The 26531-nt window shown below is 51.0% G+C and carries 22 protein-coding genes; 8 read left to right on the top strand and 14 right to left on the bottom strand.

Going from position 1 to position 26531, the window contains the following annotated elements:
* Nucleotides 1-89: 89 nt before the first annotated feature.
* The 5 genes from BUB73_RS08120 (at nucleotide 90) to BUB73_RS08100 (ending at nucleotide 7820) form a co-directional block, all read left to right on the top strand.
* Nucleotides 90-2438, top strand: coding sequence for an MMPL family transporter (locus BUB73_RS08120; protein ID WP_175552198.1), 2349 nt, complete (start codon nucleotides 90-92; stop codon nucleotides 2436-2438).
* Nucleotides 2419-3612 carry a pyridoxal phosphate-dependent aminotransferase gene (locus BUB73_RS08115; RefSeq protein WP_073284942.1) on the top strand — a complete coding sequence of 398 codons (1194 nt, stop codon included), beginning with the start codon at nucleotides 2419-2421 and terminating at the stop codon, nucleotides 3610-3612. Before BUB73_RS08120 ends, BUB73_RS08115 begins: the two co-directional genes overlap by 20 nt.
* A gap of 98 nt (nucleotides 3613-3710) precedes the next feature.
* A complete protein-coding gene (locus BUB73_RS08110; RefSeq protein WP_073284939.1) occupies nucleotides 3711-5759 on the top strand; it encodes an ATP-binding cassette domain-containing protein in 2049 nt (682 codons plus the stop codon).
* Nucleotides 5756-7261 (top strand): serine/threonine-protein kinase, encoded by a 1506-nt coding sequence (locus BUB73_RS08105; protein ID WP_073161046.1) that lies wholly within the window; start codon nucleotides 5756-5758, stop codon nucleotides 7259-7261. The genes BUB73_RS08110 and BUB73_RS08105 overlap by 4 nt, the downstream gene beginning before the upstream one ends.
* A 148-nt stretch (nucleotides 7262-7409) precedes the next feature.
* A complete protein-coding gene (locus BUB73_RS08100) occupies nucleotides 7410-7820 on the top strand; it encodes a YraN family protein (protein WP_073161043.1) in 411 nt (136 codons plus the stop codon).
* A gap of 4 nt (nucleotides 7821-7824) precedes the next feature.
* On the opposite strand, the gene BUB73_RS08095 is transcribed toward BUB73_RS08100, so the two are convergent.
* Nucleotides 7825-8211, bottom strand: coding sequence for a hypothetical protein (locus BUB73_RS08095; protein WP_139258440.1), 387 nt, complete (start codon nucleotides 8209-8211; stop codon nucleotides 7825-7827).
* A 92-nt stretch (nucleotides 8212-8303) separates the two neighbouring features.
* Here BUB73_RS08095 and BUB73_RS08090 point away from each other — a divergent pair, with 92 nt between their 5' ends.
* Nucleotides 8304-8903, top strand: coding sequence for an L-threonylcarbamoyladenylate synthase (locus BUB73_RS08090; protein WP_073161039.1), 600 nt, complete (start codon nucleotides 8304-8306; stop codon nucleotides 8901-8903).
* Nucleotides 8904-8984: 81 nt separating this feature from the next.
* Here the strand turns inward: BUB73_RS08090 and BUB73_RS08085 are convergent, their stop codons facing one another.
* The 3 genes from BUB73_RS08085 to BUB73_RS08075 all read right to left on the bottom strand — a co-directional run bounded on the left by BUB73_RS08085 (nucleotide 8985) and on the right by BUB73_RS08075 (nucleotide 10921).
* Nucleotides 8985-9275, bottom strand: a complete 291-nt coding sequence (locus tag BUB73_RS08085; protein ID WP_073284936.1) for a GIY-YIG nuclease family protein — start codon at nucleotides 9273-9275, stop codon at nucleotides 8985-8987.
* Between the two features lie 190 nt (nucleotides 9276-9465).
* Nucleotides 9466-9951 (bottom strand): 3-hydroxyacyl-ACP dehydratase FabZ family protein, encoded by a 486-nt coding sequence (locus tag BUB73_RS08080; protein WP_254794956.1) that lies wholly within the window; start codon nucleotides 9949-9951, stop codon nucleotides 9466-9468.
* On the bottom strand, nucleotides 9938-10921 hold the full coding sequence (locus BUB73_RS08075) for a UDP-3-O-acyl-N-acetylglucosamine deacetylase (protein WP_073161029.1): 984 nt from the start codon (nucleotides 10919-10921) through the stop codon (nucleotides 9938-9940). The genes BUB73_RS08080 and BUB73_RS08075 overlap by 14 nt, the downstream gene beginning before the upstream one ends.
* Nucleotides 10922-11131: 210 nt before the next feature.
* Here BUB73_RS08075 and BUB73_RS08070 point away from each other — a divergent pair, with 210 nt between their 5' ends.
* Nucleotides 11132-12517, top strand: a complete 1386-nt coding sequence (locus tag BUB73_RS08070) for a TrpB-like pyridoxal phosphate-dependent enzyme (protein WP_073237219.1) — start codon at nucleotides 11132-11134, stop codon at nucleotides 12515-12517.
* A 132-nt stretch (nucleotides 12518-12649) separates the two neighbouring features.
* Nucleotides 12650-13414 carry a thioredoxin family protein gene (locus BUB73_RS08065; RefSeq protein WP_073284934.1) on the top strand — a complete coding sequence of 255 codons (765 nt, stop codon included), beginning with the start codon at nucleotides 12650-12652 and terminating at the stop codon, nucleotides 13412-13414.
* Here the strand turns inward: BUB73_RS08065 and BUB73_RS08060 are convergent.
* The 10 genes from BUB73_RS08060 to BUB73_RS08015 form a co-directional block, all read right to left on the bottom strand.
* Nucleotides 13393-15597, bottom strand: coding sequence for a DUF6055 domain-containing protein (locus BUB73_RS08060; RefSeq protein ID WP_139259159.1), 2205 nt, complete (start codon nucleotides 15595-15597; stop codon nucleotides 13393-13395). The genes BUB73_RS08065 and BUB73_RS08060 overlap by 22 nt on opposite strands.
* A 170-nt stretch (nucleotides 15598-15767) precedes the next feature.
* Nucleotides 15768-16520 carry a flavodoxin family protein gene (locus BUB73_RS08055; protein WP_073237230.1) on the bottom strand — a complete coding sequence of 251 codons (753 nt, stop codon included), beginning with the start codon at nucleotides 16518-16520 and terminating at the stop codon, nucleotides 15768-15770.
* Nucleotides 16521-16579: 59 nt separating this feature from the next.
* On the bottom strand, nucleotides 16580-17428 hold the full coding sequence (locus BUB73_RS08050) for a patatin-like phospholipase family protein (protein ID WP_073237233.1): 849 nt from the start codon (nucleotides 17426-17428) through the stop codon (nucleotides 16580-16582).
* Complete coding sequence (locus tag BUB73_RS08045; RefSeq protein WP_254795017.1) at nucleotides 17425-18156, bottom strand: lysophospholipid acyltransferase family protein; 732 nt, start codon at nucleotides 18154-18156, stop codon at nucleotides 17425-17427. The genes BUB73_RS08050 and BUB73_RS08045 overlap by 4 nt, the downstream gene beginning before the upstream one ends.
* Before the next feature lie 8 nt (nucleotides 18157-18164).
* Nucleotides 18165-18617 (bottom strand): 3-hydroxyacyl-ACP dehydratase FabZ, encoded by a 453-nt coding sequence (fabZ, locus tag BUB73_RS08040; RefSeq protein WP_073161010.1) that lies wholly within the window; start codon nucleotides 18615-18617, stop codon nucleotides 18165-18167.
* Complete coding sequence (locus BUB73_RS08035; RefSeq protein ID WP_073161008.1) at nucleotides 18614-19345, bottom strand: SDR family NAD(P)-dependent oxidoreductase; 732 nt, start codon at nucleotides 19343-19345, stop codon at nucleotides 18614-18616. The genes fabZ and BUB73_RS08035 overlap by 4 nt, the downstream gene beginning before the upstream one ends.
* 22 nt (nucleotides 19346-19367) lie before the next feature.
* Nucleotides 19368-21764, bottom strand: a complete 2397-nt coding sequence (locus BUB73_RS08030) for a beta-ketoacyl-[acyl-carrier-protein] synthase family protein (RefSeq protein ID WP_073284929.1) — start codon at nucleotides 21762-21764, stop codon at nucleotides 19368-19370.
* Between the two features lie 28 nt (nucleotides 21765-21792).
* Nucleotides 21793-22035, bottom strand: coding sequence for an acyl carrier protein (locus tag BUB73_RS08025; RefSeq protein ID WP_073161004.1), 243 nt, complete (start codon nucleotides 22033-22035; stop codon nucleotides 21793-21795).
* A gap of 137 nt (nucleotides 22036-22172) precedes the next feature.
* On the bottom strand, nucleotides 22173-23069 hold the full coding sequence (locus BUB73_RS08020) for a hypothetical protein (RefSeq protein WP_073161002.1): 897 nt from the start codon (nucleotides 23067-23069) through the stop codon (nucleotides 22173-22175).
* Between the two features lie 16 nt (nucleotides 23070-23085).
* Nucleotides 23086-26517: an MFS transporter gene (locus BUB73_RS08015; RefSeq protein WP_073284926.1), complete on the bottom strand. Its 3432-nt coding sequence runs from the start codon at nucleotides 26515-26517 to the stop codon at nucleotides 23086-23088.
* Nucleotides 26518-26531 lie beyond the last annotated feature (14 nt).

Here is a 26531-nt window from a genome sequence, read left to right as displayed (position 1 = left end):
ATTATATTGTTGTCATGTTTTCTGCGTTCGCAAAAATAGTTAAGAGATTAGGGCAAAATTATAGGGCGAATATCATCGTATCGTTGGTATTGGCCGCACTTTGTATCTATCCCATTAACCATTTGCGTTGGGAACTCCAGTTGCAGGATTCTCTGAAGGGAAATGAGGTACAACTAGATTATCAGGATATTGAAAATTCTTTTGGTGGATTAGGCAGCCTCACTATTGTCTTACAATCAAAAGACAGTTTGACGAATTTCAACCTGGCCCGTAATTTCGCCAGGGATTTCTCCAAGGACCCTCTGGTTCACTTTATCGAGTTTGCCGCCGACGAAAACTTTTTCAAGAAGAACCGCCTCCTGTATGCCAATGAAGACGAAGTTGCCGCTGTAGTCAACATGGTTGACAGTGTCAAAAACGCCCATTTCCGTAAAAGCAATCCCTTTCTAGTCGACCTTACTGAATCTGCAGATAGTGCAGGTGCAACTGCAGAAAAGGCTGATGGACTGGTAAAGCAGATCGAAGAAAAATACTTTAGGGAACTCCAACAGTCCCATGCCAACAATGATGGGACAATCCGTGTCATTGACATCTACCCCACCCATTCCCTGACCGACCTGCAGTCAAATCGCAATCTTTACAACCGAGCCAAAGCTTATCTTGACTCTGCAGCAAGCTCACGAAACATTGAAGTCTACTATACCGGAAAGATTTACAAGTCAATCAAGACCGGTAAGAAACTTCTGCCCGAGGCAAAATTCGCGGGGGGAATGGCTGTCATCATCCTCCTGGTGCTGTCCATGCTCCATTTCTATAGACGGCCCCAGTTGATCCTGATTTCTGGTTTGCCTATTGCACTTCCCACCATATTCATGTTCGGGATTGCCTACCTGTTTTTTGGAAGAATCAATCTGTTTACGTTAAACCTGGCCTTGATTTTGCCGGGCCACGCCATGCAAATACAGACGCACCTCCTGACCCGATTCTTCCAGGAACGTGACCAAAACTTAAGCCCCACCCTCAGTACCGAAAGTGCTATCCTGGGTATTATGCCTCCGGTTGCGGCCTCTTCGCTAATCATGGCTGCCCTGTTCCTTTCGCTGTTGCTGATTCCTCTGCCGGGTTTGCGGGAATTGGCAATCCTTGGAGCCATCGGAGTCTTGATGAACCTCTATATCTGCCCCCTTCTGGGTGTATCGCTGTTGCGCTTTGCCCAGCAGAAGAAGATGTTCAACATTGCCGAAATTTCCCGACACATTCCTCGACGTCTCAAGCTGTTCCCCAATAAGGTGAACTGGGCCATCATTGTATGCATCAGCATCCTCAGTAGCGCAGGCCTTTTGTACAGCGGCAACAACCTGGCCTTCCTTTACGATTTCAGGCAGACCGAAATGCAGTTGGATGAGCAGAAGGTGAACGCCCTGATCGAAGAGACCGGATTCTCCACCTTCGATCCAGTCATTGTGATGTTGCCGGACTCCTCATACAGTAGCAGCATCCAGGAAGACTTCAAACACCTGAAGGATCGTGGACAGATTCCCGACTTGGGAAGAATTTACACCCAGTACCAGTTCATGCCCAAGATGAGCAAGAACAAGAAAAATATGCTGGAACACCTGAAGGCGGAGCTGACTCCTCAGATTTTGTCTCGCTTGGCCACAGACGACAGTGTTTCTATCGTGGAGATGCTCTCTAACTATGAGAATGACATCCAGGAATTCAAACTTTCTGAAGATATCCGCCGCAAGTTCTCGGGCAAGGACGGTCAGTCCGGAGTATTTGCCTTTATCATCCCCTCTTCCGATCCTGACAATGGCCTGGCCTGCCGCCACATTAATGCTCAACTCCAGAAGTTTGACGGCATCCAGGACAACAAATTCAAGGTCTGCGGAACCCCCATCCTTAGAGCAAACGTATTGGACCTGGTGCTCCAGAATGTCGACAAGTCCATTGTGCTTGGGATTATCATGCTTTGGTTCATTCTGCTGCTGTACTACAATAAATTGAGCCGAGCCTTCTTTACGGTACTCCCTTCCATGTTCTCTATGAGCTGGTTGACCATTCTTGTTCACGGTTGGGGAATCCATATTTCGTTCTACAGTTCCCTGGCATTCGTGCTGCTGATTGGGGTCAGTGTTGATGGCTCCTTGCAGCTCTGGTCATCCTATTACGAAAAGCAGAATGGAACCGCCTGGACCGTTCTGCGCGCAAAGCTTTCTTCAATCCTTACGGCACAGGGGGCCAGTTTTATCGGCTCTTTCGCCATGTTGCTTTCGTCCCACCCGGGTATTCGCAGCATGGGCATTATCAGTGTCATCGGATTGATTTGCATATTCATTTCACAGTTAACCATTTACCCCCTTATCGCAAGTACGTTGGATACTTACCGCGTCATCAAGAAATCAAGGCTCAGAAAAAATGAAACCTCTATCCACTAGAACTTTGAATATTGCCGCCAGTTTGACGGTCGCTATCGATACTTTGGCCAAGCAGATGATTGCTGATGGCAAGGACGTTGTCAGTTTGGGTGCCGGTGAACCGGACTTCCCTACACCGGGGCCTATCCGTGCTGCTGCTTGCAAGGCTATTGACGAGGGCAAGACCCGCTACACCGCACCTGTGGGCATTATGGAAGTCCGCAAGGCCGTGGCCAAGAAACTGAAAGATGAAAACGGTCTGGACTACAAGCCGGAACAGATCATCATGACTAGCGGTGCAAAGCATGCCGTGTTCAACTCCCTGGCAGCACTTGTGAATCCGGGTGACGAAGTGATCGTTCCCGCTCCTTACTGGGTCACTTACCCCGAACTGGTAAAGTGGCTTGGTGGTGTGCCCGTAATTGTACAAGCTACCAAGGAAGCCAAGTTCAAGATTACCGCAGAACAGCTCCGCGCCGCCATTACAGACAAGACCAAGGCAATCCTCCTGAATAACCCCTGCAACCCCACCGGAGCCGTGTACACCAAGGAAGAACTGGGTGAACTGGCCAAGGTAATCGTGGAAAAGGACATCTACTGCATTTCTGACGAAGTGTATGAATACTTCGTCTACGATACCGAATTTACAAGCGCCGCCGCCTTCCCCGGCATGGCTGAACGTACCATCGTCATTAACGGTTTCTCCAAGTCCCATTGCATGACCGGTTGGCGTATCGGTTACAACGCAGCCCCCGCCGACATCGCAAAGATCATCGGCAAAATCCAGGGACAGGCAACACACCACCCTAGCAACGTAGCGCAGTACGCCGCATTGGGCGCTCTTGAAATGGACAAGTCTAACGTAGAAGCCATGCAGGCTGCATTCCTGAAGCGTCGCAACTACATGCTGAAGCGTACCGCAGAAATCCTGCCGGTTCCCGCTCACGCACCGGAGGGCGCATTCTATCTGTTCGCTCCCGTGACCTGTTTCTACGGCAAGAAGACTCCCGAGGGTAAGGTCATTGGCGGTTCCGTTGAACTTTGCGAATACTTGCTGCAGTCTCAGGGCCTTGCCATTGTGCCGGGTGCCGCATTCGGTGACGATACCTGTGTTCGTTTCTCTTACGCAGCCAGTGACGAAACTTTGGAAAAGGCATGCGACCGCTTTATCGCCGGCCTGAAGGCTCTGGTTTAATTATGAATTACGAATTATGAATTATGAGATTCATCAAGATGGTTTTAGAACTATTTTAAAGTTTTGTAATTCATAATTCCTACCTTATAATTAGTTATATGAAGTCCTTCCAGATCGTCACTCCTTCAGCCGACAAGCCCTTTACTATCGGCCGTAAGTCGGATAATTGCCTGGTGCTAGATAACCTGATGGTGTCTAGACAGCATGCGGTATTGGAGTGCGTTTCTGGCCAATGGACTTTGCGGAACCTGACCGAGAACAGCGTAACGCAGCTGAATGGTGCCGACGTTTCTGCACCGCTTCCCATTAAGGATGGCGATGTCATTCTTATCGGAACGCAGAAGTTGCAGGCCACCTTGAAGGATCGCCATCTGTCGTTACTGGTGATGGATGCCTTCAACAATTCTGAAACGGAACTGCCTGAAGGTATTTCCGTCGAGACGTCTGCGAGCGCCGCCCTGATCAACTTTACACAGAAGATGGTCTCCCCCCAGGGGAAAGTCCTTCGCTCCATACCCCTGAACGAAGGTGAAATTTTCAAGATTCCCGGTTATGAGCTGGAACTTTCGGAAGGCCGTGTCGCCTGCTTTAACGCCCCTCAGGGTTTTAGCGTCACCGCCCGCCAGCTGGATATTTTTGCAGGTAAAAAGCAGATTGTCCGCGACTTGAATTTCACGCTGCCCGCCGGCGAAATCATGGCTATTATCGGTCGTTCAGGCCAGGGAAAATCCACCCTCCTGCGACTGCTACAGGGCATTCACAGCTGTGGCGAAAAATCACAGGTCCGCATCGGAGGCCTGGATTACCGCAATGCAGAAATCCGCAAGCATATTGCATTCTTGGAGCAGGATCCGGAACTGCGCCGCGACCTGACAGTCCGCGAAACACTTCTGGATGGCGGACGCACCAGCATGAACCACCATGAATTCAAGGCCAATGCCCAAAAACGCATGGAGCAGTTCTGTCAGCTTTTCGGTCTGACCGAACGCATGGACAATCTGGTAAAGACTCTGAGCGGAGGCGAACACCGTCGTGTGGCCCTGGCCCGCGAACTCATGGGCAACCCGGGCCTTATCGTTCTCGATGAACCTCTTTCCGGATTGGATCCTTACAACGCCAAGATCCTCTGCACCCATCTGCAACAGCTTTCGTTCCTGGGTCACACGGTGATTCTTACCACCCATAGCTACGAAGCTTTGGACATCGCCAACAAGGTGCTGGTATTACATCACGGGGAACAAGGTTTTTACGGCACCCCCGCCGATGCCTTCCGCTATTTCAACACCAGGGATCCCGAAGAAATTCTTTCGGACCTGAACGACGAATCCGCCACCAACTGGAAGAACTCCTGGGAACGTAAGGCCCAGGATAATCAGGACGATTCTAACGGCGACGAGAGCGCCCATCCAAACATTTATTTCGTAAAGAATGAACTTGCCCCTGTGCTGTTCTACAAGATAGGTCTTACCGCAAAACAATGGTTCCGCGACCTGGGAAAGACCCTCACCTTGATTATTCAACCCCTGGTTATCGGTGGACTTTTCTCCCTGATTTTCTCGGAGCTGACTTCTCTTTGGATTGTAGCCTTCGCCGTCATCCTTTCGGCAAACTGGTTAGCCCTTTCCTTGTCAATCCGCGAAATTGTTCAGGAACGTCAGATTCTCCAGGGCGAGTTCCGTAAGGGCGTAAAGGTCCTGCCCACCCTGCTTTCAAAGGCCACCCTCCCCACCTTGGTGGCCTGGATTCAGACGCTTATCGTATACGCCTTCGTCAATTTCAGGATCGCTTCCCACGTTCCCGTGACAGCACTTTTGCTTACTACGGCAGCCATGGTCCTGCCAGCCGTCATGGTGGGCTTAATGGTGAGCGCCTTCTCCAGGAATTCCGGACAGGCAAACGCTACCCTCCCCTTGCTTATTATTCCCCAGGTAGCACTTGCCGGTGCGCTGGTTCCCCTAGATCAGATGCAGGCTCTTGGCCGCGCCCTGTCTACCGTAATCTGGTCCCGCTACAACCAAAATAGCCTTTTGAACCTACTTTTAGAGCGTCAAGACCCCGTTGTAAACATTGTTGCCGCCATCGCCATCGCTGTAGGTTTTTATATTGTGATGGCAATTAAACTTTTTAGATCCAAGAACGCAAAATGATCGCACCGCAGAAGCCAGAAGTATTTCCTCGTCCTTTTAACGCAAACTATGACCTCATTGGAACCTTGGGTAAAGGGGGCATGGGCAACGTCTACAAGGCCATGGACAAAAGGCTTAACCGCGAAGTAGCCTTCAAGATCTTGGACGCCTCCTCCGATGAAGAGGCCATCAAGCGTTTCTACATGGAAGCTCAGGCCATGAAGGAACTGGACCACCAGAACGTGGTTCATGTGTTCGACTTTGGTCAGCAGAACAACCAGCTGTTCATTTCCATGACTTATGTGGAAGGCACCAACCTTTCGGACATCCTCCACAACAAGGAACAGCTCTCCTTCGAGGCCATCGAAGTCATTATCCGCCAGATTGCCCGCGGCCTGCTCTACGCCCATAACAAGGGTATCGTTCACCGCGACATCAAGCCCTCCAACATCATGCTGACCCGCGACAACCGCGTGTACATCATGGATTTCGGCATCTCCTACATCCAGGAAATGGAAAAGGAACGCCTGACCCGCACCGGCATGACCATGGGTACCCCGGAATACATGAGCCCCGAACAGTGCCACGGTGACAGCGTCACCCTGCAGACCGATATCTACAGCATGGGCGTCATTCTTTATGAGATGACCTGCGGTCGCCTCCCCTTCGAAGGTGAAAAGCCCATCGAAATCGCCCTGAAGCACGTTCAGCAGCAGCCCCCTCCGCCGGAACAGTTCCGCAAGGATATGCCTGCAGGCCTCTCCAAGCTGATCCTCAAGTGCCTCAAGAAAAAGCTGAACGAACGCTTCCACGACATGCAGGAATTCCTGGATGCCTGTGACCAGGTGTTCACCACCGAACGCGATCGCCAGACTGGACGCATGGGAAACCAGACTCTGCTCCACAAGCACACCCAGTCCATCGCCGACATGGCCAACAAGATTTCGCCCAAGGCCCGCCTCTTGCAGAAGAAGCTCACCGCCCTGGCCGTGTTCATCTTCCCGCTGATCATCATGTTGCTGATCCTGCTGATGCTCACCCACAAGCCCGAAAGCACCCTCCGCGAACTGGAGTGGAACGACGCCATGGGCAACTACGAAACTAAGGCACTGGAAATCGACCAGAAGAAGGGATATCCGCTGGACAACCTTAAGGACAATGACCTGAAGACCGCCTGGCTGGCCCCCGTCCCCCAGAAGCCCCAGAATCCCGTTCTGACCCTTTACTTTGAAACCAACGCCGTGGTCACCCATTTCGGTATCGCCGTTGGCTACCAGAAGTCCGTGGACGACGCCTTCGGTGACCGTTTCCGCATTTTCAAGAAGCCCCGCACCCTGACCCTCGAAACCAAGGACGGTTTCAAGCAGAAGGTAAAGCTGGAAAACATCAAGGGTATGCAGTACCCCACCATCCAGGCCATGGAAACCACCGAACTGAAGATTTACCTGGACAACGTCCACGAAGGTGAAAACGCAGACTTCGCTGTTTCTGAAATCCGCCTGCTGGGAATGGAACTGCCCTAAGAGGCAAAGCCTCTACCGCCCGGGCAACGGGCAAAAATCGTCGACCTGAACACGAAACGTGTACAGGACATGCATTGACTATATGAAAGAGGGGTCGCGCAATTTCATTGCGCGGTTCGTTAAACTTTTAATAAAAAGAAGGTTATGCATGAACAAGACCGTACATTCTGACACACGCAAAAAAGGCAACGCCATCGAAGACCAGGCAGCCGCATTCCTGACCCGTAACGGTTATCAGGTGGTGGCCCGCAACTATGCCTACCGCGGAGGTGAACTGGACATTGTGGCAAAACAAGGCGAAACAATCGTCTTTGTAGAAGTCAAGTCCGTCTGGAATAATCAGCAGGGGAATCCCGCCGCCCGCGTGAACCGCCTAAAGCAGAAAAAGATCTGGCACACCGCCTGCCACTTTCTCCACTCTCACCCCCAGATTGCCCCCAGGGGTTTTGACCAGCCTTGTCGTTTTGATGTACTGAGTGCCAGGGTCTACCAGTCTCCCCTGCAATTTTCACACATTCAGAACGCCTTCGAAGGCACCCAGGTGGTTCCCCAATGTTAGCGCATTAAAGTTCGATGATCCATTCTCTGGAATCAGGCGTCTTGGAATAGACCGTCTTGCTAGACTTGGAACGTTCATCTATAACGGTAATTTCCATACCGATCAGGTGATTCTGGGTATCCCAATCCTTATGAACCACCGCCCTCTGGACAATTTCGTTGTTGATGGTCCATACCACGTTACAGTTCTCGATGGCTCCGATAGAAACCTCATAGTCACCGCCTTCCAAGTCATTGGCCATCAAGGTGCAGCGGGAATCAACAGCCACGTCCACCATATCTTCGGGATTTTCGCGCTGGATACTCCCCTTCAGAAGTACGTAGGAATAGAAGTCATCCCCCGCAGAAAAACATCCGGAAAGGAGGGCGGAAACAACCAGGAGAACAATCATAGAATAACGCATAGTGCAAAGATAGTCAACATGGACTATCCTTAAATAAATTTTTTTGAGCCAATTCAAGCTTTTTTGTTTAAATTCAGCACATGCGATTTGAAGTACATCCACAAAATCCTCAGGCCCGCATTGTTAAGCTGGCCGCCGCCGCCCTGGAAGACGACGGTCTTGTTCTGTACCCTACAGAATCCGGTTATGCTATCGGCTGTAACGCAGAATCCCCCAAGGCCATCCACAAACTTTATGCCTTGAAAAAGCCCATGAAGAAGTTCTTTATGGCCCTGATCATTCCCGATATCCGTGCCGCCACCGACTACGCCCGCATCGACAATTTCGCCTTCAACATCATGAAGCCCCGCGTACCCGGCCCCTTCACCTTTATTCTGCCCGCCGACCATCACATCGCCCGCCGCCTAGACGTAAAGCGCCCCGAAATCGGCGTGAGAATGCCCACCCACCCCTTCTTCAAGGAACTGTTCCAGCATTTCGACAAGCCCATCCTCAGCACCGCCGCCAAGCTCAGCGACGAAGACATCTACGAGCCCGACGAACTCTGGAAAACCTTCGAGCATTCCGTAGACATGATGGTGGACTGCGGCCCTATCGAAATCTGCCCCACCAACATCATCAGCCTGGTCAAACACGGCGAAGTGGAAATCATCCGCGGCGAGCTGGACCCGGAGATGTAGACTTCACGTCAACCATCGTCATCCCGAGCCATCAATTATCGTCATTCTGAGAGCCGCAGGCTCGAAGAATCCATAACGAACTTAGAACAAATTAAAATACAAATCCCTCCATGTTGGATTCATGCTTTCCAGCAATTCTATCTTGCGCACCCTTCTCCACCCTTTCAACACTTTTTCCCGTTCTATAGCAAAGCGGATATCATTATACACTTCGAAATATCCAAGCTTATCAACTCCATATTTCTGCGTAAAACCAGGAATTGCCTTGCTTTTGTGTTCGGAAACTCTGCGTTTCAGATCATTAGTAACACCAATATATAGTGTCCCATTTCGTTGACTAAAAAGTATATATGTGTAGCTATGTTTCTCCATAAAAACGAAGATACCAAAAAAGGACTGTCATTTGATGACAATCCTCTTTTTTACTTATGTACTGGATCCTTCAGGGCTACGCCCTTCAGGATGACGTAACGCCGTTAACGAACCAGCATTCCCGCGACACACTTTGACCACTTAGCACTTTAGTGCTTAGTGGGCATGATCCCCCTTGCGGGGAGAGCAATTAAACCATAGCTGCAGAAAATTCTGCTTCGGTCACCAGGTCTTCGCCGATGAACACCTGACCGGCATACTTGAAGATGCCGCGACGAGCCATGCGGAGGTCAGTGAGACGGACCTTCAGGATGATATCGGTAGGAGGAATCACAGCCTTGCGGAAGCGGCAGTTTTCCACACCCATGAAGGCGGGGCGCTTGCCAACAGTCTTATCTTCCATTGCGATCATGGTCAGGAGAGTTGCTGCCTGAGCCATGGATTCAATCTGGATCACGCCGGGCATCACCGGATTGCCGGGGAAATGGCCCTTGAAGAAGTCCTGTTCGCCAGTAACGTGCATACGGCCCACCAGAGAAGGGGGATTTTCTGCAGTGCCATCACCCATGTTCAATTCCAGGATTTCGTCAACGAAAGCAAAGGGGAACTTCTGGGGAAGAACTTCGTGGCAAACATCTTCGCCGTAGAGAACGCCTTCTTTATCAGATTTTTTCAAAGAGTCCAGCAGAGACATAAGGTATTAACTTCTCCATGATTTGTCGGTGAGAAACGTGCCCACCGTTGGTGATTTCAATCCGCACCTTGGGGAGTGCAGGACAAATGAATGTTATATCGCCAATTAAATCTAGTATTTTATGCATGGCAGGTTCATTGGCGACACGGAAATTTTCGTTGCAGGGGCATCCTGCGGAGGCTTTTGCGTCTAAAAGAAGTCCGCAGCTTTCATCTACGCCTTTTAATAGACCGTTGGACCGCGCAGCGTCAAGTTCTAACTGAGAAATAAACGTGCGGGCCATAAAAATCTGAAACAGGTTCTCTGGAGAATAAAGGCTAACCGATGCGGCCGACTGCAAGTCGCAGGTGTCACCGCGGGCCACACTGCGGTCCAGAACGTACTCCACCTCGAAAGTTTCTGCAGGCATGATACGTACATGGCCATAGGTTCGCGGATTATCACCCGACGTTTTCAAATCCCAGTTAGCGTTTACCGGGGCATCGTAAAAAACAAGTTCTTCAGGCTCCCCCGCAGCTCGGCGCAGGCCATAGAAAAACGGTGCAGCAGAACCATCCATCAAGGGAAGTTCTGCAACCTTCGCGGCGGACTTGCCGTCTGCTCCACAATTCACATCGGCTCCGCTCACGATATTCACGTTAAAGCGGCGGTGGGGCCACATCAGAAAAACAGGAGCCAGATGTTCCGGGCTGGCCATAGCACCGCAGTTCAAACCGACAGCATGGGCACGAGCCTCGTCGTCGTAGGTGTAGATGGCTGTACGGGCAGCTTCAAACTTCAAGTCAGAAAAAATCTTGCAAAGATCCGTGCGGTAGACTTCCTTACCATCTACGCTCCAGACCACTCGGGGCTTGTGTGTAGGATCCCTTTCCAGAACGTCCACCGTCACCATGGCGTTCTTGTAGCTCAGCGACGGAGACTTAAATTCGTAATGCTGTGAATTGGTCGTCATAACTTTGGGCAAAGATAGTATAACTTTCCATACCTTGTGATTTGCCTTTTGTCAGTAGCATCTTTAGTGCGGTTTTCGCATTTTCAACGATGTTTTTACAAGGTTTGCGTTTTACATCCGTCTTTTTTTGTGTAAATTTAAGGCGAACTTTTTTTGATTTTTCAAAAACGGGCTTTGCCCGACCAAGCTTTACAAACCAAAAGGAATAATATGCGTAATTGCTCCTCTCTTAAGATTGATGGTCCTTGCAAGATCTACCTCGAAGAATCCGAACTTCCGAAGCAGTGGTACAACGTCCGTGCCGACATGAAGAAGAAGCCGGCACCGCTCCTGAACCCGGGTACCGGTAAGCCCATGACTGCCGCCGAACTGGAAGGCGTGTTCTGCTCCGAACTGGTCAAGCAGGAACTGGACAACGATACCGCATATATCGACATTCCTCAGGACATCCAGACTTTCTACAAGATGTACCGCCCGTCTCCGCTGGTCCGCGCCTACTTCCTGGAACAGGCCCTCGGCACTCCGGCTCACATCTACTATAAGTTCGAAGGTAACAACACCAGCGGCAGCCACAAGCTGAACTCCGCTATCGCCCAGGCCTACTACGCCAAGCAGCAGGGCCTTAAGGGCGTGACCACCGAAACTGGTGCAGGCCAGTGGGGTACCGCTCTTTCCATGGCTTCCGCCTTCTTCGGCATTGACTGCCAGGTTTACATGGTGAAGTGCTCCTACGAACAGAAGCCTTTCCGTCGCGAAGTGATGCGCACCTACGGCGCTTCTGTCACTCCGTCTCCTTCCATGAACACCAACGTTGGCCGCAAGATCAACGAAGAATTCCCGGGCACCACTGGTTCTCTGGGTTGCGCTATTTCTGAAGCTGTTGAAGCAGCCGTTACTCAGGAAGGCTACCGCTATGTTCTTGGTTCCGTGCTGAACCAGGTTCTCTTGCACCAGTCCGTTATCGGTCTCGAAGCCCACGCCGCTCTCAAGAAGCTTGGTGTTAAGCCCGATATGATCATCGGTTGTGCAGGTGGTGGTTCTAACCTTGGTGGTCTTATCTCCCCGTTCATGGGCGAAAAGCTCCGCGGCGAAGCTGACTACGATATTCTGGCAATCGAACCTGCAAGCTGCCCCAGCCTTACCCGCGGTAAGTACGCTTACGACTTCTGCGATACTGGTAAGGTTTGCCCGCTGGCCAAGATGTACACTCTGGGCTCCGGCTTTATTCCGTCTGCAAACCACGCTGGTGGCCTGCGCTACCACGGCATGAGCTCTGTCCTTTCTGAACTCTACGATCAGGGCCTGATGCGCGCTGCTTCCGTAGAACAGACAAAGGTGTTCGAAGCTGCTAAGCTCTTCGCTCAGACCGAAGGTATCCTGCCGGCTCCGGAATCCAGCCACGCTATCCGCGCTACTATCGACGAAGCTCTCAAGTGCAAGGAAACTGGCGAACAGAAGAACATCCTCTTCGGCCTCACCGGTACTGGCTACTTCGACATGGTGGCTTACCAGAAGTTCAACGACGGCGAAATGAATGACTACATCCCCACCGATGCAGACATCGCAGCAAGCCTCGCCAAGCTCCCGCAGGTCTAATAGCGGAAAGCAGAAAGGTTAAAGCGTAAAGAAATTTCTTTAATCTTTGTCCTTTAAACTTCAACCTAAATCTCGTGGGTTCCCTACGAGATTTTTTCTATTTTATCGTTTATAAAAAAGGAAGGCCTTACAATGAACTTTAAGAAAATTTTAGCACTTTCAGTTGCATTGATTTTTTCTGCAGCCCAGGCTGAAGATGTCATCAAGATCGTCCGTGTGGATGACAATAATTTCGAAAAGGAAATTCTCCATACCGACAAACCTACCATCCTGGATGTATTCTCTTCCAGCTGCCCGCCTTGTTTGATCATGATTCCGACCCTCATCGATATCGCAAAGAAGTATCCCGATGTTAAGGTGGCTTCCGTGGGCTTTGATGAACCTAACGTTCAAAAGATCAAGAATACCTTGCCTATCCAGGCCTTCCCCACTTTCTTCTTGATTAAGGATGGCCGAGTCATCAACCGTATCCAGGGTGCCGCCAGCGAAGCGGATTTGCTCGCAGCTCTTCAGTATACTCCTAAGGCCCAGCCCGCAGCAAAGCCAGCCAAGGCAAAGAAAAAGACCGGCACCCAGAAGTTGAGCTGCTCCGCCAACGGCCAGTTTGGAGGCCTTCAGAACCATGTGACGATGACCCTTGTAATTACCGATGACCATATCGATAACGTCGACCTGGTTACCGACGTTTTTGTTCCGCCTGAAATGGACAACCGTCGTGATCATATAAAGCAAATGTTTATTCAAAGCGGTAAGGGTACTGTAGAAGAAACGATTACCGGCTTTAGACTCCACACTGCAAATGAAAGCCCCTTTATCAAGGCAATGAATATGCAGCGCAAGTCCAGCTATGCCGAAATGAAGTCTGGCCTGGAACTTCAGGGCTTCAAGTGTAAGTAATTAAATTTGCGCCCTTTTAACTTACGGCCCATGGCATCGAACTTGCCTTGGGTCTTTTTTATTATTGTCGGGCGCACGCGATTGGCAATTCCTGTGGGATCCTTATTTTCGACAAGTTCCTTATCTTCGTCAATGGTGTACCACTTTGAAATTTCGGGGAGTTGGGTAGCATCTTCGGGAGCCTGGGTACGGCCTGCTCCATAAACGGGATCGCTGAGCATACCGTCATCCACCATTCCGTAGAATACGCCAGAAGTCAGTTCCTTGGTAAAGTTGTTTTCAAGGTCTCCACGGAGTTGTGCGGTTCCGCTTAGCTTCTTGCTTGCCACCGCCCACATGACGCCATAAACTTGGGCATCATCTGCGATGGTAGAATTCACGATAATAGAAAGTGCGCCCACCTTGGCGTTGCCAGAAACGCTACCGCTAACTAGCCAAGCGTCGTCCGTCAATCTAGCGTTATCGCTGATGGTTCCCGAAGTCACCAGGGCGCGTCTAGAAACAACCGCATTTCCGCTGATGGTCCCGCCGTTAACAACAGCGTAATCTTCAATGCGGGCTTCACCGCTAACGGTTCCCCCGTTGACAACTGCATCGGGGCCTACGTAGGCGGTAGCAGCCACCTTTGCCTTGGAGCTTACCCAGCCTCCGCCATTGGAATGCCTTGTATAGTTAGCGGTACTTGTCGGCGTCCAAGCCCCATCCTCATAACCTTCCGGTTTGCCGTTTTCAACACGGACCATGTAGGGGTATCTGTAGATGGTGTAGTAAAACTGGTCCCAGGTAACGGTGTAAAGGTCCTTGGGAGTAGCTGTCACCGCAAGCCAAAGGGCCTTGTCGTTTGCCTTGGTCTCGATGCTCAGATTGAACGCCGTTCCCGACTTCATTTCACTGTAACGGGGCGTTCCGTCGGAGCCTTCGGCCACCAGTCCCACAGTCCAGCTGGAGCCAGGGTCGGGCATAATTTCAGGTGACAGGTTGCAGAGATTTTTTTGCACCCACTTGTTCTGGGCATCGGACCATTCCCACACAGTTTCGGTTCCCAGGCAACCAAATTCAGACGACGGTTTAGAAGCCTGCACAATGCCGCGGAACTTGACGGTTACCTTTCCTGCGGAGTCGGGATAGATTCGCACCAGGTTGTAGCCGAAACGTTGCGGAGCCCAGTAACTGGGTACTTGATAGAAACTATCCACTTCATCCAACATGGTAACACGGCTGTGTCTGCGGTAGATGTCGCCGGAGCCTGTGGTGCGGCGGGTGGCGAATTCGTAGTCTCCCCAGGTCTTTTGGTACAGCGCCTTTTTTGCCCCGGCATATTCCAGGGTGGCGTTCTTCATGGCGAACTTGCCGAACTGGGCTGTCAAATCTTCGTAAGTCCAGTCGTAGGCGCCAATCATGGCGCTAAAGGGCGTCTGGGAGGAGTAGCCAATTTCGCCATCGTCAATCTTATCCATCCACATGCGGTTCACCATCTGCACGCCTTTCCAGCCTCCGCCAAATTCCTCTTTCAGATGTTCCATGAACTGCCAGTTGCAATAGCGGTCGCGGGAACTTCCATAATACAAGTACGGAAAGTTGATCAGCGCCTCGGAACAGTAGTGGGCGTCAGTGGGGTTCACCTGATGGGCCATCCAGTTGGCGTGGGATTCGCAGATCCAGCCGGCGGTGGCGTTGGAACCCATCCATCCGGCAACGCTCTGCAGGCCGTGGGCGTATTCGTGTGCCAGGCCCCACAGGTCCTTGAAGGCTCCAGAACCTAGCCAGAGACCCGGGGAACATTCGTCCTTCCCTGCCCCGTTCTTCACGCAGGCTTCCGTGTTGCCGCCGCCGTAAAGGGCCGCCATCTTGGAATCCTCGAAAAGGTAGGCCACACTCTTCAGTTTTTCATTGGCGTTGCTGGGCTGGGGGTACATCCACTTTGCGGAATCGTGGTAAACCGAGAAAATGTGCTCCAGAGTGTTCAAGGCGTTCTGCGCAGTGGAATTATCCAAGGTGGCATTGTTGGCGGAGCCATCGTCGTGAGTCGCCTTCTTGCAGATTTCAAAATGGTCTGAGCTTGCCAAAAGTGTGTGACCCGCCGATGCACAAACCGGTTTCCAGGTAACGGCCGAGAAGGCGGTCCCCACTCCAACGAAACTTATAAGGCTAGCGGTTACCGCCAGCGATTTAAATCCAATCATAAACACTCCTTAATAACCAATCATCCCTAATTGGCCTACTTTGGAATATAAATTCTTAACTAAAAAAAGGGCCTGGACCTCGGGGCGACAAGCGCTAATTGTGTTTAAATCCGTGTAAAAAATCCCGCCTTTTAAAGCGGGACATGAACGATTCATAAAGCGGAATTTTTCTAGAAGTTGTCGTCGCGATCGAACATGTGGGTCACAAACTGCACCACCAGTTCCTTGTAGACTTCTTCACTGAACATGGGCTTTTGCAGCAAGTCGATGGTTTCCTTGGAAAGGGCACCAGTCTTTGCCAGTTCCAGACCGCCCTTCTTGTACTTGGCTCGAAGCATGTTCAGGCGACGTTCGCCGCCACGATGGTGCAGTGCGCGCATCTGAGGGCAAGCCACCAGGGTGTAACCATCAGCACCCAGAATGATGTTGAACTGTTTGATGATGGGTTCATAAACAACATCCAGATCGCACCAGGCACAGCTCGAAAGCAAGATGATCTTCTGGCCGGGCTTCTGGTTCTGCAGACCGTGCATGGGCCTGTCCATGGCGCCGGGCTCGTTGAGTCGCTGGCCCATATACGGGTGGACCATGCCTACGATGCGGTCCATCAGGCACTTCATCTGGCCGGGTACCCCAAACAGGTAAAGGGGGAAACTCCAGATGACGATGTCAGCCTCTTCCAACTTCTTGCGGATCATGGGAACATCATCGTCCTTCATAAAGCAGCTGCCATCGGGGCGGCCCCAGCAACTGAGGCAACCGCGGCAGGGCTTGATGTTCATGCGGTCGATATAGATGTATTCACTTTCAAATTCGCCACCTTCCAGAATACCTTCCACAAAGGCATTGGTGGGGATAAGGGTTCCGCTCCGTTCATTCTTGGGGCTAGCCACCATTACAAGCACTTTCTTCTTATCGGACACTTTTCTATTCCTAATGTTTATGAGGTAGCGAATTTAAAACTTCTAACTTTTTTGCACAATCAGATTTGTAAAAATGCTTTCAGCTCATCCATGCGGCGCTTGGCGTATTCAACACCATGGTCGTAAGATTCGTTCATCTTTCCCATGTCGCAATCAAACTGGTCGCACAAGTCGATTTCGGGGCGAATCAGGAATAGCTTGCCCTGCTTTTCAAGCTTTTCCATTTCCAGGAACATCCTGTCGTAACGCTTCAGGCGAACCATCAGGGCGCGGAACAAGTCGGGATACTTGCGCTTATACATCGGGTTCAGCACAGCACGATACTTGCGGAAATCCGTTACCGCCTCGCCAGGGTAATGGGTCGAAAGGGCCACCACCTTGTCGCAACCTTTTTCGAAGGCTCGTTCAAAAGGAACCGGCACCGTAATGCATCCGTCGGCGTAATGCTTATCGCCAATGGGCGCCATGGGGAAAAGCATAGGCAAGGCACAGCTGGCACTGATCAAATCCAGCAAGCGCTTCTTGTCGTTCTTTTCGGACATGAATTCTGCACGGCCGGTTTCGCAGCAAGTCAAGCCAATTTCGCACTCGATTTTCGAATTGGAATAGGCTTCGAAATCCAGAGGCATCTTGCCGTCGGCGGCATCGTAATTCAAGGCGTAGTATTCCTTGTGGATGCCAATATATTTGTTAGCCCACTTATGACCATTCTGCAGACGGGTAGGCAGCATGATAAAGCGCAAACGGCCCTGCTGGCGGGTGATGTAGTTTAAAGCGGCGTGGGCGCCGGCCGAAACTCCAGCCACGTAAGAAAAGCAATCTATGCCTTCGTCCATCCAGGTGTCAAGCACACCGGCGCTGAACATAGTCTGACGGGAACCGCCTTCTAGAACAAGACCGAACTTCACTTTGACACCTCTGCATTTTTAGCCGCATTTTCTGCTGTCACTTCTTCAGGCGTTTCTTCGGGGGGCGGCAGGATTTCGTTTACGTTCCTTCCCTGAGCCTGCTGCTTCAGCTTCCAGACCTTCTGACGGAAGTATTCGCTGCGTTCTGCCAGGTGCTGGGAAGAAGGAATTCCCTTCACACGTTCAATCTTTTCTTCTCCGCCAAAGACCAGCGCAGTGCGATGCCCACGCTTATAAGTACCGTCATGACCGACGCACACAACAGGCACGCCTGTGCTGCGGGCCAGGAATGCAAAGCCCGACTTGAATTCGTTCATCAAGCCATCTTCGCGGCACTTGCCTTCGGGGAAAATAATGACGGACTTACCGGCTTCCAGGTTTTTCTTGGCGATCAAGGCCCATTCTGTGTCCAGATTGTAGCGGTCACAGGGAATCACATGGACGCGGGTCAAAATCCAGTGGAAGCACTTCATCTCGAACCAGTCCTTGGCCACCACGATGTTCCTGTTCTTGAAAATCAGTGAAAGGAGCATGATCGGGTCGCAAGGAGAACAATGGTTCGCGATAATGATTCGCGGTTCTTTGAACTTATAAGATTGAACCGAAGGATCGGTAAAAGTAACCTTGGGGCGGAATACAATAAAGAAGTATGCTCGAACCGAGTAGATGACCGTCCATACAGCAAGCTGCATAAACGGTTCCGCCAACAACTTTAGGATGCGTTTCAATTCCAGACCTACTTACCCAAGGAGTCCTTGGGAATGGTGGTAAAGGTAAGACTGCCCTTGGCGTGAAGATTTCCGTTTACCTTGACCACACAGTCAAAGCCAACAATAATGCCACCACCCTTGGTCTTGTTCACGGCAATTTCAAGCTGGTCGCCGGGAATCACAGGCTTCACGAACTTGAAACCGTCAATCTTCAGCAACACATACAGCTTGTCATCCAGATCTTCGGGCTTTTTTTCAATCACCAGGGAGCAGAGCTGAGCGCAGGATTCCACAATAAGCACACCCGGCATAATGGGGGTGCCCGGGAAATGACCCATGAAGTAGGGTTCATTGACGCTAACGTTCTTGATGCCCACAGCAGATTCGTTGGGAACCAGTTCCGTCACCTTCTCGATCATCTGGAAAGGCGGACGCTGGGCGATCTTTTCGCTAATTTCAAAAATATTCATGGAACTCATAGAGAGAGACCTCCATCCAGCACAAATACCTGGCCGGTTACATAGGAGAACTGGTCAGAAGCAAGAGCCGAAACCATGTTGGCCACGTCTTCGGGGGTACCAAAACGCTTCAGGGGGATATTCTTGAGGTAACCTTCGCGGGTTTCTTCGGGAATGGCCTCGATCATGTCGGTAGCGATAAAGCCCGGAGCAATGGCATTCACGCGAATGCCCCAGCCACCCAGTTCCTTGGCAAGAGTCTGGGTCATGGAGTTTACTGCACCCTTGGTGGCACTATAGACGCTCTGGCCGGGCAAGGCGAACTTGGAGCTGACCGAAGACATATTGATGATGACGCCGGACTTCTGCTTGAACATCTTGAGGCCCACAGTCTGAGCGCAGTAAAGGTAGCCCTTCACGTTCAGGTCGAAGCACTTGTCCAGGGTTTCCTGGCTGATTTCAAGCAGGTACTGATCGCGGACGATACCGGCATTGTTCACAAGCACATCGATGCGGCCATAAGCCTTAAACACATCACGGACCATGGCCTTTACCTGGGCCAGATCGGCAACGTTAGCCTTATACACCATGCCGTCGCCACCTTCGGCCTTGATCAAGTCAAGGGTTTCGGCAGCAGCTTCGTCGGAACTGGAGTAGTTCACCACAACGGTGAAACCATCGCGGGCCAAGCGCAGGGCGCAAGCCTTACCGATACCTTTCGATGCACCTGTAACAATCGCAACCTTCATCAATATCTCCTTCTCAAGTAAATTACTTACCGAATACTACGGCGCTATAGGAACCGCCTGTAGCAAAGGCAACCACCAAAATCTTCTTAAGACCAGCTGCGTCAACGTTCTTCCTGGAAACGGATCCGTCCTTGGCCACGAAGTAGGCATTGTCGCTTTCCATTTCGCCAGAAAGCAGCAGGGCGGCTTCGGCGGCAGCCAAAGTGGCAGAAGCGGCACGGCCTTCGCCAACGCGTTCCTTCACTTCGAACAGGGGAAGAGTTTCCAGCTTATCGCCAAATACGCGGGCCAGGGATTCCTTTTCAATGTCATCCACTGTCTTGAAACCGTCGGCAAAACCGCAAACGGCGTCAATGTCAGCCACAGTGAGGCCAGCATCCTTAAGGGCATCGTTAATGGCGTTGTCCAAAGCTTCGCCAGAACCGGCAACCTTACCGAACTTCACGTTCTTACGGCCATTGCCGTAACCCAGGGCGTAGCAGTAAACCTTGGCGTCGCGAGCCTTGGCATATTCCTCAGTTTCCATCATAATAGAAACGGAACCGTCGCCAACCACGAAACCTTCTGCGTCGTCGAAGGGAGCCACGACCTTATCGGCGGCCACATTCAACTTCTGGGCAAATTCAGTAATAATGGGCAGGTTTTCGTCGGAACCGGTAGCCATCATGGCGCTTTCCTGACCGTCATAAATAACGCTCATGGAGTATCCGATGCTATCGAGACCAGAAACAGGACCCGTCGTAATGGTCACGCCGTAGCCCTTGATGCCGGAGCAGATGGAAAGGTAACCACCTGCAGCATTGTAAACGGTATGGGGGAACTTGAAAGCACTGCCGTTGGCATTGCCCTGTTCCGCAATCAATTCTTCAAAATCATAAGTTGCACCCAGGCCACCTTCGCTGGTACCTACGATAATGCCCACGTCCTTGGCATTGTCATCGGTAACGGAGAAGTTTGCGTCCTGGAGAGCGCGCATGCCGGAAACGGTCTGGAGTTGACCCAGATTATCCAACTTGCGGTAGAATGCCATCTTGATTCCCAATTCCTTGTAGTCATCGTTGGTGATGGTGGAATGGACAGAGGCACTTTCGGGCTTGGCATCGTTCTTGACAGCATCCAGGTAAGCCTGCTTGGAATTACCCAGGGGGCTTACGATACCGATACCGGTAACGGCAATCTTCTTGCCCTTTGCCGGCTGCTTTACTACATCGCCAGCCATCTTACTAAAGACAATGCTTGCGTTGGTGCCACCGAATGCCACGTTATTGCTCATAACGCAGTTCAGTTCCTTGGACTTGGGGGTGTTCTGCACAAAGTCCATCTGACCGACCTTGGCCTTGAGGGCTTCAGAATCTTCGGCAGTATAATGGAGTGTGGGAAGAACGGTATTTGTGGTAAGAGCCTTGATGCTAAAGACGGCTTCGATAGCACCTGCGGCACCCAGGCAATGACCAGTCATCACCTTGGTAGAACTTACACTAATAGTGGGATTTTCTTCGGCAAAGAACTTGCCAAAGGCGTTGATTTCGGCATTATCATTCTTGCCGGTACCAGTACCATGGGCATTCAGATAGCCAATGTCAGACTTCTTGATACCAGAATTCTTGACAGCGCGACTCATGGCTTCGGTCAGGCACAGGCCATCTTCACGGGGGGCGGTAATGTGATGAGCGTCACTTGTCACGCCAGAACCCAGCACTTCGCAATACTGCTTGGCACCGCGCTTCTGGGCATGTTCGTAAGATTCCACAACTACGATGCCGGCGCCTTCACCCAGAGTAATACCATTACAATGGTTAAAGGGAGAGCAACCGTTTTCGTCAAGTGCGTGGAGCGAAAGGAAGCCGGAATAAGGCACTGCGGCAAAGGAATCTGCACCACCTGCGATCACCACGTCGGCACGACCGGCACGAATCAAGTCGCAAGCCAGGGCGATAGAGATGGTACCTGCAGCACATGCATTTGCCACGTTGGTCACGATGCCGCCAGCTCCACAAGTTTCAGCAACCTGGGATGCGATGGAAGCGATGGGCATCTTGGGAATATCAGCAGCCGGGCGGCCATTCTGGTGGTAATGTTCCACGCTAATGACACCACCCACGCAGCTACCGATGATCACGGCGACACGCTGGTCGTCGCCAAAATTTCCGAGATTGGCATCTTTTAGAGCTTCATTTGCCGCCTTAATGCAAAGTTTGGAGGCGCGATCCTTTTCTTCGGGAGCATCAATTGCATCCAGGGAGTCGCAATTCACTTCTGCGGCAAGATCTGCATAGCAGTTCTTGGTATCTACAGAGGTGGTCTTATGAATACCCGAAACAGAATTTAGGGCATTTTTCCAAGTTTCTTCAACATTGTTACCGATGGCACAAATAACGCCAAGACCGGTAACGACACAGCGGCAGTCATTAGAAGTCATAAAAGATAAATCCGAAAATCAGATTGAATTACTTGTGGGATTCAATAAAGTCAGCAATGGTATCTATGCTCTGGAAGGGTTCCTTACCCACGCCAGTCATAGAAACACCAAAGGTGCTGTCAACGAAGGAGATGATTTCCAGGGAGTCGACGGAATCCAGGCCGATTTCTTCACCGAAAAGCGGGGTGTCATAGTTCAGAACGTCACCATCCACACCCAGATCAGACATAAAGAATGCCTTCAACTTGCTCTTAACTTCTTCATTAGCCATGCTAATCCTCTCTTTTTTTATGGTTTAATTTTTTTTTGGCACAAAGATACAAAAATCTTTCTTCAAAAAATCCCCAAAAAGGCTGCGAGGTGCATGAATGGGCCATTTTGGCGTATGAATGAAGAAAAAAATGAATTTTAGCGTGATTTTCGTCCTAAATTTTTGAAATCCGGAGTCAATTTTACACAATTTGTGTCCTTGGGAACCCCTCGATAAAGGGATAATTCCACGTTAAAAACACCTTTTGTGCTGGCCGCAACCTGCCAACGGCTCCCTGCCGGACATTCTCCCAGGGGTATTTTAGATACGGCACTAAAACGGGTTGCAGTTACCTTCATGTCAAATGCGTCTGTAGACAGGGAATCTGTCATTTTTAAGGCAGCCGGACCTCCAATAGTCTTATTCTTGCCAAAATAGGCTTTCTGGGCATCGATATAGGCCAGGGCTTTCAGCTGCATATCTTCCAGATTTCCCTCAACGGAATTGGAGATAACTCGCTGATGACAGGTAGAAATTCCCAAACAGAGTATAATAAGTGTTATAATAATGGCAACAGGAAACGCTAACTTTTTTAAGGGAACGTTGCCGATGGTTTCGAGAACTTGTCGCGGGTTAACCCTTTCTCCTTCGTCGTCACCTTCCCCATTTTCCCATTTTAGCAACTTGAGGGCCACCAGAATGTGGACAAATTGCCTCGGCAAGGCAAGACCGATTAAGGCAATTGCCAACAGGGCGATTGATAAGGCTAACAAAATGGCCAGGGCCGTATCTGCTGCAGGCAAAATATCCTGAACTTCTTTCAGAAGACCTAAAAGCTGTTTGTCTTCTGCAAAGTTGTTAGAGGCGAATCGCCCTGTAAAATTATTATAGCGTGCAAGACCCAAAGTCACTGCATCATTCGCCATAACAAGAACCGCTGCAAGAACCCGCTGAATAAACAGCATCAACATGCCGGCAAAGGCGATTACGGCGGCCACCAACCGCCCCGTTCTTACAGCGGTCAACCCGTAGTTTATCTCTTTCTTTTCACTCATTTGTCCTCATTTTACCCTATTTAGCTTCCACCAGTTCCTTGGCCAGTTTCTTGGCTGTAGTAAAGTCGGCCTTACCTGTACCAAGCTTAGGAACCTTTTCTACCTGGAAAGCTACAGAAGGTAACATTATGGGCGGGAAGTTATTGCTGGCGCGAAGTTCCGTAAGTACGGTTTTCGGTTCCTTTTCGCCCTGGTAAAGCAAAACGATCTTTTCGCCCTTGGCTGCATCGGGAACTGTGGTAATCAAATAATCGCAACCTTCAAGGACCGGAGTGTCCTGAATCTTCTTTTCGACGGCTCCGAGGCTGATCATTTCGCCTCCCAGCTTGGCAAAACGGCTATAACGGTCAACGATAGTCAAGAAACCATCCTGATCCAGGTAGCCCTTGTCCCCTGTGCGGTAATAACGAATTCCGTCAAGGTTGACAATAGCGGCCTTAGTGCGGTCCGGATCCTTCAGGTAGCCCTTCATTACCTGACATCCACCAATCAGGATCATACCGGCTTCCCCGGTAGGCAACGGTTCGTTGGTCTCGGGATCAACAATCAGGAACTGGGTTCCCGGCAGAGCAGGACCCACGGTGCCAGGCTTGTTATTGAGCTGCATGGTGGTATAGTCATTCAGCAAGGTGTTTTCCGTATTCACGGAGGCCACCGGAGCGGTTTCGGTACAGCCGTAACCTTCAAAGATTTCCTTGCCGAACTTCAGGCGGAATGCGGTTGCCAATTCCGGACGCAGGGCTTCTGCACCGGCAATAATCAGACGCACGGACTTGAATACCAGCGGGTGCACGTAACGGCTAACAGTAAAGGCGCGCAAGAAGGTGGGGGTCGCCACCAGGAACGAAACGTGGAATTCGCAGCAGACGCGAGCCATGGTCTTTACGTCGGTGGGGTCCGCCACGGTCACAATGGGGCAACCTTCCACCAGGTTCAGAATCGTGGTCACCGTCAGGCCGAAGCTGTGGAACAGGGGCAGTTCCGAAAGCATCACGTCACCGCGGCTCACATTCAAAATACAGGCCAGCTGCTGGATGTTACCCATCAGATTGCGCTGGGTCAGTTCGATGCCCTTAGGCGTACCTTCGGAACCGGAACTGAACACGATCACCGCATTGTCGTTCATGGAACGATGCTTGCAGAAAATCAGACGGATTAGCCAGCTGGGCATTACCACGCAAAGCAGTACAAGGGCGGCAATTTTAGGCTTGGGCAGCATCTTCATCAGGTCTTCGGCATAGAACAGTCGAACCTTGTCGCTTGCAATCTGGCTATAGTCGTTTCCCCTACCCTTCAGTTTCTGAATGAACTGTCTACTGGTTATGACCGTAGATACATCAGCCTTTTCACAGCAGAACTTTACGTTTTCTACAGAGGAGGTGTAGTTCAGGTTCACGTTGGTCTTGCCCATGACCCACAGGGCCAGGTTTACAATGACTCCAGCCGGACTAGGCGGAAGCATGATACCCACGTTCTGCTCGTTCTTATTCAACAGCTTCCACAGAAGTCCGCGGAACGCCATGACGGCGCCCATCAGCTTGTAGCCAGAAAAGTGGCCTCCGTCCGGGTTATAGATGGCAGGTCCGTTCTTCACATAGCGCTTGCAGGTACGAATCCAGGAGGCGGCAATGGGACGCAAGAAATTCACGGAATAGCGCCAGGCTTCAATAGAAATCTTACGGACGATGGCGCGGACTTCGTTAGGAGGTGTGGTGGCCGGAATCTTTTCGCCGAAGGCTACCGTCACGGAACGATCGGCAGAAGCGCCATACATGTTAGAGGAACTATAACTGTAGTTACTCCCCCACAGACCCTGAATATAGAACGGGATAATTTCGGCGTCAGTATCGTCAATGGCAGAAGAGTAATCGATATGGAAGGGGTCCACATGAGGTGACTTGGACACTTCGCCCGTGGGGAAAATGACCACAGCCTTACCAGCCAGCAGGGCCTCGTGAATGCGATCCATGGCAGGCTTGGGATTATTGTTGTCGATGCGGATATTGCCCAGACGCTTCAGAATAGAACGCAGGTACCACTTGTCGAAATGGTCCTTGTTGCTGGCGATACACAGCGGACGGGGGCTAGCCATCTGGAGCATGGCCCAGTCAATAAAGCTATGGTGATTACCCACCAGCAATACCGGACCTTCGTTGGGAATATTCTGCACACCCAGCACGCGAATCTTGTAACGGTTAAACACCAGGCGCAACACCGTGCGGATCATGGCCTGAGGCAAGTTGGAAATGGACCAGAGGAACACGCATGCAGAAATGACTGCAATTCCGAGGAAGTAGTACTGGGGCAGGATATCGGTATAACGGACCAGGTAAGAGAAAACAAACAGGAATCCAATCAAAACAATGGACTGGATCATATTGGAAAGGGCTAGAACGGAGCCCGAATTGTTGGGACGAGTGTTATACTGTAGAAGTGCGTTGACCGGCACCAGGAACAAGCCGCCAAAAAGTCCCGTCAAGGAATAAAGGACCACCAGGGCGAAGGGGTTCACCATGAACGGGACCAGGAACATGCAGATGGACACGCCAAACATACCGAGGGGAATGAATCCGGTTTCAATAAAATCCCTGGACTTGGCGGCAGCCACAATGGAACCCACCACAAGACCCACCACGGCAAATGCCAGGTAATCCTGCATCATGTTCAGGATCTGAGAGCCGGAAGCGTCCTGGAAAACCAGCACGAACACCTGGGCCAGAGCCCAGAACATAGAAAGGGCGATGATGGAACCACGGAGGGAGGGAACACGCCAGCCCAGACTCAAGTGCTTACGGACCTTGGCGATGTTCACATTGGGATTTTCATACTTTACCCTAGGCACCATAAAGCTGGCAATCGTACCAAGTACGCTAACCCCCGTCAAGATCCAGGGAATCACCACGGAATGGGACAAAATGCGGTGAACGGCCTCGTAAGAAACCAGGGAATCCAGGTTAATCAAGTTCACACCGACAATGGCAAGCCAGGAGGCGAATATCATGCCGCCCAAGCTGAAAATCTGCAGGAAGGCATTGGCGAAACTCAGATTACGAACGCCAAACATTTCCTTGAGGATGCCGTACTTTGCCGCACTATGAATGGCAAAACCACTGCTAAGGCCAATAGAAAGCCAGAACGCCACACGGGGGATGCCGCAAGTCACCAACACCGCCTGGGCAATGACAAAGCAAGTCATCAATAACGAGGACCATGCCAACACCTTATTCTTGGAGAACCTGTTGGTAAAGAATCCCGCAAAAAAGACCATCAAGATGTAAGGGGCGATAAAGAAAACCTGCAGCATAAAGGCCTGCCAGGTCTGTCCGCTTCCATCAGCCGTAAAGGAACCCGAAAGAATTTTCTGGGCGTAAATAAACACACCTGTCTGAACAAAAACTGTTGCAAGGATCGATAAGAAATATCGAACAGAACCTTTAACTTTCCACATTTTCCTATGCCTCA

Source organism: Fibrobacter sp. UWH6 (genome assembly GCF_900142465.1).
GTDB lineage: Bacteria > Fibrobacterota > Fibrobacteria > Fibrobacterales > Fibrobacteraceae > Fibrobacter.
Note: the sequence above shows the minus strand (reverse complement) of the source record. Positions and strands in the feature narration are given on the sequence as shown.

Excerpts from the sequence above, each read along its gene's own strand:
- BUB73_RS08115 (WP_073284942.1), top strand. The coding sequence starts at position 2,419 with ATGAAACCTCTATCCACTAGAACTTTGAATATTGCCGCCAGTTTGACG.
- BUB73_RS08110 (WP_073284939.1), top strand. The coding sequence starts at position 3,711 with ATGAAGTCCTTCCAGATCGTCACTCCTTCAGCCGACAAGCCCTTTACT.
- BUB73_RS08105 (WP_073161046.1), top strand. The coding sequence starts at position 5,756 with ATGATCGCACCGCAGAAGCCAGAAGTATTTCCTCGTCCTTTTAACGCA.
- BUB73_RS08100 (WP_073161043.1), top strand. The coding sequence starts at position 7,410 with ATGAACAAGACCGTACATTCTGACACACGCAAAAAAGGCAACGCCATC.
- BUB73_RS08095 (WP_139258440.1), bottom strand. The coding sequence starts at position 8,211 with ATGATTGTTCTCCTGGTTGTTTCCGCCCTCCTTTCCGGATGTTTTTCT.
- BUB73_RS08090 (WP_073161039.1), top strand. The coding sequence starts at position 8,304 with ATGCGATTTGAAGTACATCCACAAAATCCTCAGGCCCGCATTGTTAAG.
- BUB73_RS08085 (WP_073284936.1), bottom strand. The coding sequence starts at position 9,275 with ATGGAGAAACATAGCTACACATATATACTTTTTAGTCAACGAAATGGG.
- BUB73_RS08075 (WP_073161029.1), bottom strand. The coding sequence starts at position 10,921 with ATGACGACCAATTCACAGCATTACGAATTTAAGTCTCCGTCGCTGAGC.
- BUB73_RS08070 (WP_073237219.1), top strand. The coding sequence starts at position 11,132 with ATGCGTAATTGCTCCTCTCTTAAGATTGATGGTCCTTGCAAGATCTAC.
- BUB73_RS08065 (WP_073284934.1), top strand. The coding sequence starts at position 12,650 with ATGAACTTTAAGAAAATTTTAGCACTTTCAGTTGCATTGATTTTTTCT.
- BUB73_RS08060 (WP_139259159.1), bottom strand. The coding sequence starts at position 15,597 with ATGATTGGATTTAAATCGCTGGCGGTAACCGCTAGCCTTATAAGTTTC.
- fabZ (WP_073161010.1), bottom strand. The coding sequence starts at position 18,617 with ATGAGTTCCATGAATATTTTTGAAATTAGCGAAAAGATCGCCCAGCGT.
- BUB73_RS08035 (WP_073161008.1), bottom strand. The coding sequence starts at position 19,345 with ATGAAGGTTGCGATTGTTACAGGTGCATCGAAAGGTATCGGTAAGGCT.
- BUB73_RS08030 (WP_073284929.1), bottom strand. The coding sequence starts at position 21,764 with ATGACTTCTAATGACTGCCGCTGTGTCGTTACCGGTCTTGGCGTTATT.
- BUB73_RS08025 (WP_073161004.1), bottom strand. The coding sequence starts at position 22,035 with ATGGCTAATGAAGAAGTTAAGAGCAAGTTGAAGGCATTCTTTATGTCT.
- BUB73_RS08020 (WP_073161002.1), bottom strand. The coding sequence starts at position 23,069 with ATGAGTGAAAAGAAAGAGATAAACTACGGGTTGACCGCTGTAAGAACG.
- BUB73_RS08015 (WP_073284926.1), bottom strand. The coding sequence starts at position 26,517 with ATGTGGAAAGTTAAAGGTTCTGTTCGATATTTCTTATCGATCCTTGCA.